The organism is Jiulongibacter sp. NS-SX5, assembly GCF_052828545.1.
In genome coordinates this window covers 1604998-1619505 of the sequence record NZ_CM128248.1, presented here as the reverse complement: position 1 = coordinate 1619505, position 14508 = coordinate 1604998, and the positions used below count along the sequence as shown (strand labels likewise).

The 14508-nt window shown below is 39.7% G+C and carries 18 protein-coding genes; 2 read left to right on the top strand and 16 right to left on the bottom strand.

The features are described from left to right. The first annotated feature begins 64 nt into the window (after positions 1 to 64). On the top strand, positions 65 to 664 hold the full coding sequence (locus tag ACUXV0_RS07290; protein ID WP_446192419.1) for an MCP four helix bundle domain-containing protein: 600 nt from the start codon (positions 65 to 67) through the stop codon (positions 662 to 664). Here ACUXV0_RS07290 and ACUXV0_RS07285 read toward each other — a convergent pair. From ACUXV0_RS07285 to ACUXV0_RS07255, 7 genes are all read right to left on the bottom strand, one after another. Further along, positions 661 to 1017, bottom strand: coding sequence for a DUF4180 domain-containing protein (locus tag ACUXV0_RS07285; RefSeq protein WP_446192418.1), 357 nt, complete (start codon positions 1015 to 1017; stop codon positions 661 to 663). The genes ACUXV0_RS07290 and ACUXV0_RS07285 overlap by 4 nt on opposite strands. Before the next feature lie 90 nt (positions 1018 to 1107). Further along, positions 1108 to 1653, bottom strand: coding sequence for a carboxymuconolactone decarboxylase family protein (locus tag ACUXV0_RS07280; protein WP_446192417.1), 546 nt, complete (start codon positions 1651 to 1653; stop codon positions 1108 to 1110). A 73-nt stretch (positions 1654 to 1726) separates the two neighbouring features. Continuing rightward, positions 1727 to 2575, bottom strand: coding sequence for a helix-turn-helix domain-containing protein (locus ACUXV0_RS07275; RefSeq protein WP_446192416.1), 849 nt, complete (start codon positions 2573 to 2575; stop codon positions 1727 to 1729). 67 nt (positions 2576 to 2642) lie between these two features. Further along, positions 2643 to 3098 (bottom strand): hypothetical protein, encoded by a 456-nt coding sequence (locus ACUXV0_RS07270; protein WP_446192415.1) that lies wholly within the window; start codon positions 3096 to 3098, stop codon positions 2643 to 2645. A 180-nt stretch (positions 3099 to 3278) separates the two neighbouring features. Continuing rightward, positions 3279 to 6083, bottom strand: a complete 2805-nt coding sequence (locus tag ACUXV0_RS07265; protein WP_446192414.1) for a bifunctional aconitate hydratase 2/2-methylisocitrate dehydratase — start codon at positions 6081 to 6083, stop codon at positions 3279 to 3281. Positions 6084 to 6304: 221 nt separating this feature from the next. Then, entirely contained in the window at positions 6305 to 7018 is a 714-nt protein-coding gene (locus ACUXV0_RS07260; protein WP_446192413.1) for a class I SAM-dependent methyltransferase, read from the bottom strand. A gap of 11 nt (positions 7019 to 7029) precedes the next feature. Continuing rightward, positions 7030 to 8169 carry an FAD-dependent monooxygenase gene (locus tag ACUXV0_RS07255; protein ID WP_446192412.1) on the bottom strand — a complete coding sequence of 380 codons (1140 nt, stop codon included), beginning with the start codon at positions 8167 to 8169 and terminating at the stop codon, positions 7030 to 7032. A 203-nt stretch (positions 8170 to 8372) separates the two neighbouring features. On the opposite strand from ACUXV0_RS07255, the gene ACUXV0_RS07250 reads away from it, so the two are divergent. Next, positions 8373 to 9029, top strand: coding sequence for a trimeric intracellular cation channel family protein (locus ACUXV0_RS07250; protein WP_446192411.1), 657 nt, complete (start codon positions 8373 to 8375; stop codon positions 9027 to 9029). Positions 9030 to 9044: 15 nt separating this feature from the next. Here the strand turns inward: ACUXV0_RS07250 and ACUXV0_RS07245 are convergent, their stop codons facing one another. The 9 genes from ACUXV0_RS07245 to ACUXV0_RS07205 all read right to left on the bottom strand — a co-directional run bounded on the left by ACUXV0_RS07245 (position 9045) and on the right by ACUXV0_RS07205 (position 14475). Beyond that, positions 9045 to 9254 (bottom strand): helix-turn-helix domain-containing protein, encoded by a 210-nt coding sequence (locus ACUXV0_RS07245; RefSeq protein ID WP_446192410.1) that lies wholly within the window; start codon positions 9252 to 9254, stop codon positions 9045 to 9047. A 3-nt stretch (positions 9255 to 9257) separates the two neighbouring features. Further along, positions 9258 to 9737 (bottom strand): DUF2975 domain-containing protein, encoded by a 480-nt coding sequence (locus ACUXV0_RS07240; RefSeq protein WP_446192409.1) that lies wholly within the window; start codon positions 9735 to 9737, stop codon positions 9258 to 9260. Between the two features lie 26 nt (positions 9738 to 9763). Further along, positions 9764 to 10300 carry a DUF2975 domain-containing protein gene (locus ACUXV0_RS07235; protein ID WP_446192408.1) on the bottom strand — a complete coding sequence of 179 codons (537 nt, stop codon included), beginning with the start codon at positions 10298 to 10300 and terminating at the stop codon, positions 9764 to 9766. A 134-nt stretch (positions 10301 to 10434) separates the two neighbouring features. Beyond that, complete coding sequence (locus ACUXV0_RS07230; RefSeq protein WP_446192407.1) at positions 10435 to 10758, bottom strand: glyoxalase/bleomycin resistance/extradiol dioxygenase family protein; 324 nt, start codon at positions 10756 to 10758, stop codon at positions 10435 to 10437. 15 nt (positions 10759 to 10773) lie between these two features. Continuing rightward, a complete protein-coding gene (locus ACUXV0_RS07225) occupies positions 10774 to 11316 on the bottom strand; it encodes a DUF5655 domain-containing protein (protein ID WP_446192406.1) in 543 nt (180 codons plus the stop codon). A gap of 10 nt (positions 11317 to 11326) precedes the next feature. Continuing rightward, complete coding sequence (locus ACUXV0_RS07220; protein ID WP_446192405.1) at positions 11327 to 12160, bottom strand: carbon-nitrogen hydrolase family protein; 834 nt, start codon at positions 12158 to 12160, stop codon at positions 11327 to 11329. A 119-nt stretch (positions 12161 to 12279) separates the two neighbouring features. Further along, positions 12280 to 12876: a class I SAM-dependent methyltransferase gene (locus ACUXV0_RS07215; RefSeq protein ID WP_446192404.1), complete on the bottom strand. Its 597-nt coding sequence runs from the start codon at positions 12874 to 12876 to the stop codon at positions 12280 to 12282. A 42-nt stretch (positions 12877 to 12918) separates the two neighbouring features. Then, positions 12919 to 13716 carry an endonuclease/exonuclease/phosphatase family protein gene (locus tag ACUXV0_RS07210; RefSeq protein ID WP_446192403.1) on the bottom strand — a complete coding sequence of 266 codons (798 nt, stop codon included), beginning with the start codon at positions 13714 to 13716 and terminating at the stop codon, positions 12919 to 12921. Positions 13717 to 13746: 30 nt separating this feature from the next. Continuing rightward, on the bottom strand, positions 13747 to 14475 hold the full coding sequence (locus ACUXV0_RS07205; RefSeq protein ID WP_446192402.1) for a DUF1349 domain-containing protein: 729 nt from the start codon (positions 14473 to 14475) through the stop codon (positions 13747 to 13749). Positions 14476 to 14508: the final 33 nt, after the last annotated feature.

Sequence of the window (14508 nt, the reverse complement as noted above, 5' to 3'; positions counted from 1 at the left end):
TCTCAAAGTTAAATTGCTTTCATATCTTTAGAAAAAGCTATTTAGTCAACAAACCATTTTAAGAATGTCCCTATTTGAAAAAATAAAATGGGTGCTGGGCATCCTTCTGGTATTTATTATTGTGCTTACCACCAATCTGGTTGATAGAAGTAATTTTAATCGAATTAGAAGTTCGGTAGAAACGATTTATGAAGACCGTATAGTAGTTAACGACTTGATTTTTGAGATTTCCACCATTGTTCATAAAAAAGAGATTGCCCTAAGAACAGGAAACGCCTCTTTTTTTGAGCGTGAGAATGAGATAATGAATGAGAATATTGAGGGGTTGATCAGTCGCTATGAATTAACCAGAATAACGCCAAATGAAAGAATTGCCTTAAATCACCTCAAGACAAACCTGAATGATATAGAAGAATTAGAGTCTACTCTAAATCCATCAGAAATTCCTGGAAGTGCCTCTATCATTTCAAAGCTTGAGCGAGTGAAGAATAATTTGACTGAGCTGTCAAAAATTCAACTCAGAGAGGGTAAAAAGGAGAAGCTAACAAGTGATAAAACCTTTGAAACGGTGGATCTCTTTACCAAAATTGAGATGGTGTTTCTCATAGTTATGGGGGTGCTAATCCAAATAATTATTTTGTATAAAGGGAAAGGTATCGCTTAGGAAAGTTTACCCAAAGCTTCTTCTTCAGAACTAACGAAGTTGATTCTTCCTGTGCGATTACTCTCAGCAATAAACGCTTTCAAACTGCTACTTTCCTTGTTATCAAAATCACAGATTATGGCTAGTCTAAAGTCATAAGTCGAGAACTTCTGAAGAATATCACCGGCCAATTTAGTTTTTAAGTCAAAAAACTCTTGGGAAAGCTGGTTTTCATAGATGATAAGACTATCAGCACCTGAGAATCGGCAATTCATCAATAGGTCCAGAATATCTTCTGTTTGTTCAATTTTCTCGTCTGTGGTTTTGAGAATTGCAATTGTCTTATTTCCGATTTGCTTTAAGTCGTACTCCATTTTCTCTATTTAAAATGAGTACGCAAAAATGCTAAAAAGCCGGCAAATATTGCCGGCTTTTCTATTCAAATAGCTTTTTCAGTAGATGTGTTAAATATTCTTTGCTGGAGGAAAATCTACAGGAATTTGAGATACTCCATAGGCGTAATTGGTAAAGGTTACGGCCGTTACCACAGCTACCAGGTCAATGAGTGCTTTCTCATCAAAACCTTGAGCAAAAAAGTTCTCCTTTACTTCGTCTGAAACATGACCAGCCTTTGCTGCGATTTCAAAGGCGATTGTTGTTAAAGCTTTTAATCGAGCATTATTGATGGTTCTGGCTCTTAGCTGGATAGTTTCGTCTTCAGTAAAACCATTCATCTGACCCAATGCTGTGTGAGCAGCTTTACAGTATGCACAGTTATTGGCTTCTGAGACAGCAAGTTTTATAGCCTCAATTTCTTTGTTGGTAAAAGTTCCCTTTCCTGCTGCTTCAGAATAACCCAGAATGCCAGATAGTGCATCACTTGAGTATCCAATGGTAGCATATAAGTTGGGGACTGTTCCTAGTTTGCTTTTAAGGGTGTCAAAAATTCCTTGCGATGTAGAATCTACCTCTTCTCTGGTTGGTACTTTGATTTTTGTCAATACTTCCATTTTTGTCTGTTGTTTATTTTGTTTAATAAGATAACAGTACAAAAGTATGGCGGTGAGTAAAGAGCCTGTTATGCTAAATTGCCTTGCTTATTGTCAATTCTTCCCTTTCTTTAAATTTTTGAGGGGAAATGCCTTCCTGTTTTTTGAAGAAGCGACTAAATGATTGGATATCGGGAAAGCCTAAACCATAACTGATTTCTGAAATGGTTTGATCTGAGTAGAAGAGTAGTCTTCTGGCCTCCAGCATAATTCTGTTTTGTATGAATTGTAGAGGGCTGGTATCCCCGTATTTTTTGAAAATATTGGATAATGTTTTAGGGGATTTATAGAGCATATCGGCATAGTCTTTTACCGAGTGTTTTGTTCTAAAGTGCTGCTCTACCAGGAAATTGTATTCTCTTATAATGTCTACAGTGTTTTTAGAGAGTGAAGAGGTACTTACTTGTTTTTTGTAAATACGCAGACACAGAATAAGAAAACGTTTGAGCATCATCTGAAGCATAGAAAGCTGCAGGTTGTCATTCGATTTCATCTCAATCAGAAACATTTTATACACTGTTTCCAGTATTTCCAGCTCCTCTGCAGAAGGTTTAATGAGTGGTACCTGAGTAGCCCCGTAATAGAGTATACCTTTACAGCCAACCTCTGAGTCATGATCTACTACACAGTAAAATGCCCTGTTCCAGCGAATGAGCACCGCAGATTCAATTCGCTGAGCTTTGATCTCATGAAATTCAGTAAAGCTGATGAGTTCGTTTCTCTCCGGGGTGTATGTTTCACCATCAACAGTAAGCTGGTTTAAGTCAGATTTGAACCAAAGAAGGGATAGTTCGCTAGGTTTTGAGCTGTTCAGCTCATTTAGACTAGAGTTATTGATCTCTAAAACCTCGATCGTTTCTGTATGTTTTCCCTCAAATCTCATGGCTTAAAAATACGAAAATGAAAAAAGCAGGGTTTGCTCAAAATTAGTTCTTTGAAATCGTATGATATCAAAGTTGATGAAGTGATATTCCTAAATCAGCCAGTAGTTTATTGACCTCTTTTAAGGCTTCTGCGTTCAAACTTTTGCTTTTGCAAATCACATCGTAACCTTCGGGAGTAAAGAGTGTTTTCTTGAACTTGATCAAAGCCCATTGGTGAACGGTGTCAAAATGTAAAATACTCCATTCACTTTTCAATAGACCGAGAAGACCATTACCTCGCCAGACAAAATCAGAATTGGCTATATTCAATGGGTAATCTTTACCTTCAATGCTTCTTTGCTTTCCTTTTTTCTGGTAGCGTACACTATCCAGTAAGATTGGTTTACCACTTTTGACGTCGATAGAGTAATTAAAGGTAGGGTTGATTTTATCTCCCTTCAGCCACATAGGGAAGTTGGTCTGTAGGATATACCACCGGCCTTCCAGTTCTTTGAGGTCAATTGATTGGTCTTGAGTCGTCATACTTTTTTTTCATTGAAATGCTCTAAACAAGCTACGCAAAGAGCTGTACGAAAGACTCCACAACTCGGAACTAGGCTTTTTGGATAGGGTATCATTGATTTCTCCATGATAAAGTTTAAGCACAAAAAAACGGCACAAGAGCTAGTCTTATGCCGTTTGCTTTATAAGTATCGCTTTGCCCTAGAATGAAATCTGATGGCTTGGCAATGGTACAGTAGTCATTTTCTTTAATGGAGGAGCAAACTGCGTAAGCTTTATTCCGTTTACGGCCACTTTGTATTCTTCCAGAGTTGGTGTTCTGCCCAAAATAGCAGAAAGTACAACTACCGGCGTAGAGGCCAGTAGAGATTCTCCTTTCTTACGGTCTGAGTCTTTTACCACTCTACCCTGGAATAAACGAGTAGATGTTGCTAAAACGGTATCACCTTTCTCTGCCTTCTCCTGGTTACCCATACACAGGTTACAGCCCGGTCTCTCCAGATAAAGGATATTGTCATACTCGGTACGAGCAACACTCTTTGGAGCATTATCATCAAATTCAAAACCAGAGTATTTCTGAAGAATTTCCCAGTCACCTTCCTCTTTTAGTTCATCAATGATATTATAGGTAGGAGCCGTCACCACCAGAGGGGCTTTGAACTCAACCTTACCATACTCTGCTTCAAGGTTTTTCAGCATTTTGGCTACGATCTTGATATCCCCTTTATGGACCATACATGATCCCACAAAACCAAGGTCCACATGTTTTTCACCTTCGTAGAAGCTCAGCTCACGAATAGTGTCATGAGTATAACGCTTTGAAACATCTTCATTATTGACGTCAGGATCAGCAATCATTGGTTCTTCAATGATATCAAGATCTACAACGAATTCAGCGTAGTATTTGGCGTTTTCGTCAGGAGTAAGAGGAGGTTTCTTACCAGTTCTGATTTCCTCGATTCTGTTATTGGCTTTATCAATCAGACCTTGAAGAACTTGCTTTTCATTGTCCATTCCCTTGTCTATCATGATCTGGATTCTGCCTTTGGCAATTTCCAAAGATTCGATCAAGGTGTCTGGTTCAGAGATACAGATGGAAGCTTTCGCTTTCATCTCAGCGGTCCAGTCTGTGAAAGTAAAGGCTTGGTCAGAAGGAAGAGTACCGATGTGTACTTCTATAATTCTACCCTGGAATACGTTCTCACCGCCAAATTTCTTCAACATCTGAGATTGCGTAGCATGAACCACATCACGGAAATCCATGTGGTCTTGCATCTTTCCTTTGAAAGTCACTTTTACAGATTCTGGGATCGGCATAGAAGCTTCTCCTGTGGCCAGGGCCAATGCTACCGTACCTGAGTCGGCACCAAAGGCAACTCCTTTTGACATACGCGTATGCGAGTCACCACCAATAATGATAGCCCAGTCATCTACGGTAATGTCATTCAATACTTTGTGAATAACATCGGTCATAGAATGGTAAACGCCTTTAGGATCACGGGCAGTGATAAGACCGAAGTCGTTCATAAACTTCATCAGTCTCGGGATATTCTCCTGAGACTTCTTATCCCATACTGAAGCCGTGTGACAGCCAGACTGGTATCCTGCATCTACAATCGGAGAAATCACAGTAGCTGCCATCATCTCAAGCTCTTGTGAGGTCATAAGACCGGTAGTATCCTGAGAACCAACGATGTTAACCTCTGCTCTTACATAAGAGCCGGCATGCAATACCGCCCCGGAAGTACCCACAGCGTTCTTATTGAATATCTTTTCTACTGCCGTAAGACCCTGACCTTCATGGGAAATCTCTTTAGAAGGGGCAAAAACCAGAGGAACGTCAATTCCTAGGGTCTTGGCAGCGAAAGTTTGAAGCTTTTTACCGAAAACAATGGCGTATGAACCACCAGCTCTCATAAACTCCATTTTCTGAGGCGTAAACGCTGATGAAATATCCATCAGTTCTTGATCGCCATTATATAATTTTTTGCTTTTGGTGTTAATAGTTAATACCGTACCAGTGTCTACCGAATAAGCTTGCTCAAGCACCGGCTCGCCATCTTCATCTACCACTAATTTGCCATCAGCATCATATTTTTTAACCCAGTTTTTGAGGTCAAGGCCAATACCACCTGTTACACCTACTGTAGTCAGGAAGATTGGCGAAATACCATTTGTACCTGCAACGATAGGAGCGATATTGATAAATGGAACATATGGGCTGGCCTGCTTACCGATCCAAAGTGCTACGTTATTTACACCAGACATTCTGGAAGAACCTACACCCATGGTGCCTTTTTCTGCAATGAGCATTACACGCTTATCAGGATGTTCTTCTTGTAATTTAAGAAGAGCCTGCTGCTGTTCTTTATTATGTTCGAACATACACTGCCCGTGTAACTCACGGTCAGATCTGGAGTGAGCATCACTTCCCGGAGAAAGTAAATCAGTAGAAATATCACCTACGCCAGCCACAAACGTCACTATTTCGATCTCTTCATCTAGGTCTGGCAACTCCGTGAAAAACTCTGCTTTTGCGTAGCTTTCTAAGATAGAAGTGGCAATTTTACTTCCATTTTTATAAGCATTCTCAAGACGAGCCATATCTGCTTCGTACAAGAAAACTTGCGTTTTTAGTACATCAGCAGCTTGGTTGGCAATGCCTTGATCTTCTCCTAAAGCTAGATCTAGAAGGACATCGATAGATGGTCCTCCTTTCATGTGAGAAAGCTGCTCAAAAGCGAAAGGCTGAGAGATTTCTTCAACAGTAGCTTCTCCAAGAATAATTTCTTTAAGGAACTGAGCTTTTACTTTAGCGGCACTTGTAGTACCTGGCAATACGTTATAAATGAAGAAATTCAGTGAATCTGCCCGATGCTCGTGATTTACATCTTTAATCTGCGAGATTACTTCTGTAAGAAGATCGGCTCCATCAATGGGCTTCGCATGAAGATTCTGACTTTTTCTTTCCTCGATTTCTTCAAGGTATTGGCTGTATAAACTCATATAAATTATGCTTATATTTTATCTCAATGATTTTGAGCTCATCCCAAAATCGCACAAAAGTACGGAAACAGTGGAACTTATACTCTGTATCGCTTTCTAAATTTTGATGTAAAATTGCCCTTTTTAGCTTGTTTCTGCTGTTTGAGAGCCTTTTGTCTGGGTGTTCTTGCTTTGAAGGCCATATAAATGACTTGTCGCTAAAGCAGAAAAATTGAGAAAGTTTATTTATGACCCACCACTCCTGTGGCACAGCCAAAGAAGTAAGATTTCATTTTGACCCGGAGTCCTTCTTCTTTAAGAAATTCTGAGAACTCAGTGCAATCACCAAAATTTGTGCAATACACTCCCAGCATTCTATAGTCAGCAGAATTGCCCATGAAAAGTTTTCCAATCAACGGAATAAGGTATTTTAGATAAAAAATGTAGGGTAATTGAAGCAGTCTGTTCTTAGGTTTTGATATCTCAATCATAGAAAACTGTCCTCCTTTTTTAAGAATTCTATTGATCTGTTTTGCCAAAATTTTAAGCTGATCTGAGGAAAAAGTTTTTAGTCCAAAAGTGGAAATAATATAGTCGGCAGATTCTGACGAGAGCCTATTTTCAAGGATATTCTGTTCTTCAATTTCTATCGTCATTCTTTTGTAAAGCTTACTTTTTCGAACGGCAGTGGCATTCATAACTGGTGATAAATCTACGCCTGTTATCTTATGCTCACTCTTAAGCTCTTTTTCTATGTTCGGCCAACTTTCTCCCATTCCTGACATGAAATCATAACCTTGTTTTATATTTTGAGACCAGTCGATTTCTTTGACGCATTGCCTACGCCATCGTTCAGTAAAACCGAAAGAAGAGAGATAATTGGTTAGGCCATAAGTTTGTGACATTCGGTTAAACAAACCGGCTACAAACTGCTCATTATAAATATCCAGCTGCATTTTTGAAGTAGTTATATGGGTTCTTGCAGCGTATAGAGCTTGATCATCTGCTGCTCGGCAATCTTTTGGGGACTACTACTAAGAATAAAATTTCGTAGCCCCTGACCATATTTCCAATGAGCCATTTGACCGATCAACCATGATTGCGAAACGATTTTATTGACTTTACCGAAACGTTGTTTCTGAAAATTTTCAAAAATGCTTTCGTTCATATTTTTGGTCAATAGACTACTCAAAAAATAGGCATCTTCAATAGCCTGACCACCGCCTTGACCCATGTTGGGAGTAGTAGCATGCCCGGCATCACCGATCAGACAAACCTTATTTTTATACCATTTTGGCATCGGTTTTAGATCATGAATATCACTTCTAATGATTTGGTCTTTTGGAGTAGAACGCAATAATTCTGAAACAATTGGATGAAAATCTTTGAATTGCTGTATTAGATTTTCCTTCAGCCCTGTTTCCAGGTCTTTGCCATTTTGTGGAGCCTTTGCCACGGCAAACCAGTAGTATTTACCCTGAGAAATTCTTGAAATACCGAAGCGTATCTGTTCTCCCCAGAGTTCGTAAATATGATGATCAAAGTCCTTATCAAAAAAGCCTTCTGCGATCCCACGCCAGCATGTCTGACCAGCATAGCGAAGTTGACTTTCCGGAAATAACTGTTTCCTTACTTTTGAGTGAAGGCCATCTGCACCAATGAGTAAATCGCTTTCAAAGGTGCTACCATCTTCAAAACGTGTAGACACCCGACCATTTGTTTGCTCTGTAAATGAATTGAATTCTTTACCGAGAACTATCTTTTCATTGGGGATATGACCCAATAAAATATGCTGTAAGTCAGCACGATGGATAGCAATGGAGGAATAGCCAAAATGTGTTTTTATGGCTTCCTGCGACTGATATGTAATGGGGGAGAGGTCTGTCTTACCAATGGTAATATGGTCAATGGAATTACCTTTTCTTTTGATGGAGTCAAGCAGGCGAAGGCCGTCCATTACCTGAAGGGCATTGGGGGCTAGCCAAATACCTGCTCCTACATTCTTAATTTCAGGCGAACGCTCAAATACTCGGTAATCAATACCTAGATGCTCGAGTGAAAGGGCCAAAGTAAGCCCTCCGATTCCTCCACCAATAATTGCGATCATGAGCAGAAAGTTTGTGGTTCTAAGGTAGGCATGAAACGAATTAAATGACAGGAGAACCATCTCGATTTTGAGACATTTCAATTCGTAGGTTTAAGAGGTAGAATTTTTCAGCGTTTGTCAAAAGAAATCTGTAGACAATAGAAGTAGGGTTGTAGTATTGGCTGCTCTAGGTCTATGGTAAAAGTAAAGGCTTGAAAGTAAGAATGAGCCTCGTCAAATACGGACATTCATGTACCTTTGCCGGAGCATTACGATCATCAATGGAACTAATCACTGTAATTGACTACGCAGGTACTCTGGTTTTTGCCATCAGTGGTATTCAGGCTGGCGTAGAGAGAAAACTTGACCTCTTTGGAGTATTTATTCTGGGTTTTGTAACTGCAGTAGGTGGAGGTACCCTGCGTGATCTCCTCATCGGAAGCACCCCTGTCGGCTGGATGAAAAACGAGCTTTATATCTATCTGATCATATTGGCTGTGCCCATAAGTTATGTCTGGAGCAGTCAGATTTCTCAAATGAAGAAAGGGGTCTTTCTCTTTGATACCATCGGGATAGGCATTTATACCATTTTAGGTCTGCAGAAAACGCTGGCTTTAGGCCTTTCACCGCTTTTGGCGGTAATGATGGGGGTAGTATCGGCAGTTTTTGGAGGGGTCATTAGAGATGTACTTTCTAACAGAACACCCCTTATTTTTCGTAAAGAGATTTATGCTTTTGCCTGTTTAGCCGGTGCAGTTCTTTATTTGATTTGTTCTCTTTTTCTGTCGTCCCAGATATCAATGCTGCTGTCCATAGCAGTGGTTATTTTCATACGAATCATGTCTATCAAAAAGCGATGGTATTTGCCTTTTAGACCTTAGTTCGTTGGTGATAAGTTATTCCTCTTCTACAAATTCAAGGATGTCGCCTGGCTGGCAATCTAGTACCTTACAGATCGCCTCTAGTGTACTAAAACGTACTGCTTTGGCCTTCCCTGTTTTTAAGATGGATAGATTCGAAAGAGTAAGCCCTACTTTTTCAGAAAGCTCATTTAAGGACATTTTACGTTTTGCCATCATCACATCCAGATTTACAATTATGGGCATAGTTTAGATGGTTAAGTCATTTTCAGATTTAAGATCAATAGCACCTTGTAAAACGCGTGCGAATATGGCTGCGGCGGTGGCTACCACCAAAGTGGCAAAACCTAATATGATGCTCATGGCAATAAATCCGGCAGGATCGTCGCCTTCTGCATGAAAAATTCTTATACCGATGGCCAAAATTAATATGGATGCCCCAAGTACGAGTGCACAATTTCTGATGGTTAAAAGTGCCCTTACTGATTCAGGTTCAAAAACCTTGTTTTGGTCAACTAGGCCCAATAGTTGAAACGCTTTATACAGTGCGATAAAAAATGCTACAGATGCCAGATAGGCATAAATAATAACCGGATCCATGTAGATCTGTAACAGATTCAGATTCTGAGCTCGGCCTTCTCGTGGAGGAAAAAATATCAAAAAGGCCAAAGTTGCTAAAGCAATCAAAACAACCGTTGACTTTAAGAATGTGATTGGGATCTTTTTCATAGGATTAATGAGTTATAGGCTATTTTCTAGACGGTTAAATCTTGTTCATTTTGCAATTCAACTCCCTTTTTGAAGATTACAGCAATAATATAAATCACCGCCGCCATCAATATAAAGGCTTGCCCATCTGACCAAAACTGATTCATTTGTTCCACATCCAGTCCTCTTTTAAGGAGGTTTTTGGCGGATTGCCTGGCTATAAGACTCAGGAGTCCAATAGAAAATGTAGAATAGCTGATTTGAGCTACTTGAAGTCCGACTTTCTCATTAAATGGCTGACTTAGGTCTAAAGCACTCACCAATAAGATAACCTGATAAAACAAAACACATTTGAGCAAAGCTATCGCAATAGCCAGCGTATACATAGAAAAAAAGGAGAAAGGGCTCTGCGTATATAAAATGCTTAGATCCAGCTTTTGGTATAGTCGAGATACCATTTCTGGTTTGAAGATGCTAAAGGCGAAATTGGTGAGCAGACCGCCCGCTTCAATACAAAGGCCTACAAAGATGATCCAGCTGATGACTTTGAGGGCCTTGAAGATGAAATCGTTTTGACGTGACATATCCTTTAATTTAGAATGATGCCACTAAATTGATAAAAATTTATTGAAAAACAATAAATAATAATTAATAAAAGGTAATTAATCCGTTTTCCTATTCCAGGTCTTCAACAAAAAATATAGCATTTTTATTGAGATCAAAAAAAGCCGAATTCGTTGGTTTTCCAAGGGGTGTTTATTTGTAGTTTGTCTGTCGTAACAGTCCCCCTTTTGACCAATTCTTCAAATATGGATTCGATGTTTCTTACAAATATTTTGATGACTGAACCTCCCAAAAGAGGATCATCTTCAGTATCAGCATGCCATTGTAGGTGTACGCAAATATTTTCCCGTCTTAAAACTGCATACATCTCATCTTTCTGTACCAGCTTAAACCCTACTTGCGTAGAGTACCACTTGACATCTCTTTCAATATCCTGACTCGGAAGCACCGGAGAAACTTCAATAAATTGGGTAGACATAATTTGAGCATTTAACTAAATAGATGCGTCATAAGCCTCTTTGATCCAGCTTTTGAGTTCCTCATCTACTTGGTCAGGTGATTCTAATTTTACTCGATGCGTACACATGGTACCAAACGGGCCGGAGTTTTCCAGACGTGCAGTGGTGGGTTTATCCTTGAGTTTAAAGCCTAAATCTATTCGTGTTTTAGTGGCTGGTTTAATCAGAATGAACTGTCTTTTCCGAATCACACTCACTGTTGATTTCTTGGGAGTAATAGTGACATCTTCACCTAGTGATTTGACAAAGTCTATCAAAAGATCATAGATTGGCTTTAGTGATTCTTTTCCTTTGTATTGCTCTGCAACTAAATCGTTTGGAGCCTCCTGAGAATCTTTTGATAAAGTAACGATGGTATTGGCGAAGCCATGTGTGACGCCGTGTTCACTTTTCAAGTATTTTACGCCTTCTGAGTGCTTAGTGAAGGCTTTTTCTTTCAAAATCTGTTTCCATTCATCCAGTGATTTGCCTGTTTTCTCAGGCATATTATCAATCATCGTTTGTAATGCTTTTTCCATAGGTGTTTTATTAAAGCTTGATATCAAAAATAATAAGATCTCTTTCTCTGTCGGCTCCAATAATAAGAGAGTCTTTTCGGTAATCATAGGCTACGCTCAAACCGCCGTAAGTGAGTCCTTTCCAAGGGCCATGGGCTACTTGGCCTACCACATTGGGCCCGATGACTGTGGCTGAAGCTTCCTTAGCCATATTGGTGACTACATCCACTAACTCTTGGTGATGGTCCGGCCATTGCTCTTCTTTAGCAGCCCAGCCATAAGGGATGAGTAAAATGTCAGGATCCTTGGCTTTCATTCTTTGAATAACATTTTGATCAAAAGAGTCGGCACAGATTAGTAAACCTAGTTTTCCAAATTTGGTCTCAATGACTGATATGCTATCGCCTTTGCTGTAAGGTGGATCCATAAGTTCTGTGATAACATTGATTTTGCGGTGTTTAAGCAGGATCTCACCTTTAGGATCAATTAATATGGCGGCATCATAAAGCTGTTCACCTGATTTTTCTACCAAACCAATACAGAGATGTAGATCATATTTTTGAGCCAATGAAGCCAGGAAGTCACTATCTCTGCCAGGTATAGGAGCCGCTCGCTCATGTGCTTCAGGATTTACCCACCCAAACAAAGACGTTTCTGGAAAAACAACTAACTCCGCACCCTTTTCTTTAGCCTCAATTAAAGCGTTTTCTATTCTGACTAGATTGCCGGCTCTGTCGCCTGCGAGTCCGTAAATCTGAGCCATGGCTACGCGGGCAGAAGACGATTTTTCACTCTCACTTTGTGAAGGTTCAGATTGACAAGCAAAAAATAAACTAAAGCATAAAAGGAAAAATAACTTTTTCATTGTCGAGGGTATTTTGATCATCAAATTACCGATTTATCAGGAAAAAGCCGATTTGTATCTATTTACCAGCTACAGAAACACAGTTTTTGAAGAGAAGTATACCAAAAATGACTATCGGATTATTTACGACATATCACAAAAAACATCGGTTGATCTTCTTGTATTTCAGAGTATTCAGTAAGTCCAAAAGGACTGAATTCTTTTCGAATATGCTCTTCACTATAATAGAAAATAGGAGCACCTGCATGAGTTTCATATCGGTTTTCGCTGACCTCAAGACCTTTGCCAAATTGCTGGGCAGATTGAGAAATGGCAGTAAAAATCATTAAACCCCCGTTTCTCAGCTGACGATAGCAGTTTTGCAGAAGCTGAATCCGTTCATTGCTATCTAGTAAATGAATGACTGCATGGCAATAGATGGCATCATAGGTATTCTTATCATAAGGCATATCAGAGACCGAACCATGAAAGATTTTTAGACGGTTATCGAAACGCTCTTTTGCCAGAGCAATTGCTGTTTCTGAAATCTCTATTCCAGTGACTTCAAAACCATTTTCTACAAAAACTCTGGCATTCCTACCATAACCTATTCCAGGAATTAATAAGGTTTTGGCATTCTGATCTAAGATGTCAAACGCCAATTCTGCAGAGTGGGCAGCTTTTTGACCCCACATCTCTTTCTTAGCCTTAAAATGGTTTTCCCAGAACTCAGACATTGTTTATTAGCTCAATTAGCATTGGTGAAGTGATTTAGTGATTTAATGAAACTCAACTTCCAATTCAGCCACCAAAGGTCTATGATCTGAAACCAGTGGTTCATTGAGCAGTCGTATAGATTTGGGTTTGATTATTTGAGTCTTAGAATTGCGATAAATGACATGATCTATTTCCACTTTTTCTTCTCCCTGAAAACTTAAATGATCTTCTCCTTTTTTAATGAAAGTAAATCCTTGATCATAGAAATACTGCATTGTCGGTGAGTCAGGTGCACAGTTAAAATCGCCGGTGATGATCACGGCTTTGTCTAAGCTGTCAATGTAATTCAATAGTGCTTTTGCCTGTTTCAGGCGACTATCAGAACCTTCCTGGCTTGAAATCCAATCGAAATGGACATTGGCGAAAATCAAAGAACAGCCTTTGGCTATCTCCACTTCATGAAAGATGGCTGATCTTGGTTCATGTAAACCTTCAGGTAGGGTCAAAACCATGGTAGAAACCAGAGGCAAACCGGCAAGCGTTGCCATTCCATATTGACCTCCCTGGAAATCCATAAATGCACCAAAAGTACCTTTCATGCCTGTTTGCTGAGCCAGGTACTCAGTTTGATTTACACTATCTGATCGAGTGCAGTGGTGGTCTATCTCCTGAAGACCACAGAGGTCTGGGGCTTCATTTTGGATAACCTGTGCAGCCCTACTCAAATCAAGTTGAAGGTCTAGTCCTTCTCCATGTCTGATATTATACGACATAACTTTGAGGCTGACCAGCTGTTTTGTTTGACATGAAGCAAACATTAAAACCGGAAGTAATAATATGAGGACACCCGACTTTTTCATGAGAATGAATCTTTGATTTACACCAGACGATTACTCCCCTTTGCGGAGGTCATCTACGGTCTCTCTTTCGATATTAAAATATTTGATTTCATGCAGGGCAGGGGCACCAATAGGGCTCTGAGCTTCCAGACCAATTTTGACTTCTTCTACCTCAGGAAGTGTGGTAAGCCTTGCCATTTTGTAGTCTTCTCCATCCAACGACCATAACATAGAAAAGATATTTCCTTTACGAGCAATTTTGAGCCAAACCTGGTCTTCATCATTAAGTCTGACCCCATTGGCGTCATCAGAAACTCCTTTGGTGACTACCGTGACAATGCCCTTGCCCGTGGCATCAGAATTCTCAAAAGCAAACTTGATCCAGTTATCCGTATCCTGATGAATCATTAACGCTACTGCATTCCACTGATCACCGAAGTCTGGTTTTACTAGTGCCGTAGCAATAAAATCACCCTTCAGTTTTTGATAGAATAGGGGAGCAGATGCTGTTTTTGTCAGGTCTTCCGGATTGTTGAAAAAGTCTGTTCTAGACTCGGCCTGTATAAATAAACTGCCGTCTTTAATTGAAAATGTATCTGGCTTATTTAACCACTGAAAATCACCCAGACTATCCAAAGTGATTTCAGTCAGAAAGTTATTTTCTAAGTTTATCTCAACTGTTTGAATTTCTTCCTCGATGACTTGAGTAGGCTTTTCAGAACAACTTAGAAAAGCAATTGTAGAGATGGCCAAAATGAACAGATTCTGAGTCAGCTTCATGAAGTGTTGTTTTTTTTTGAGAAGCAATTTATT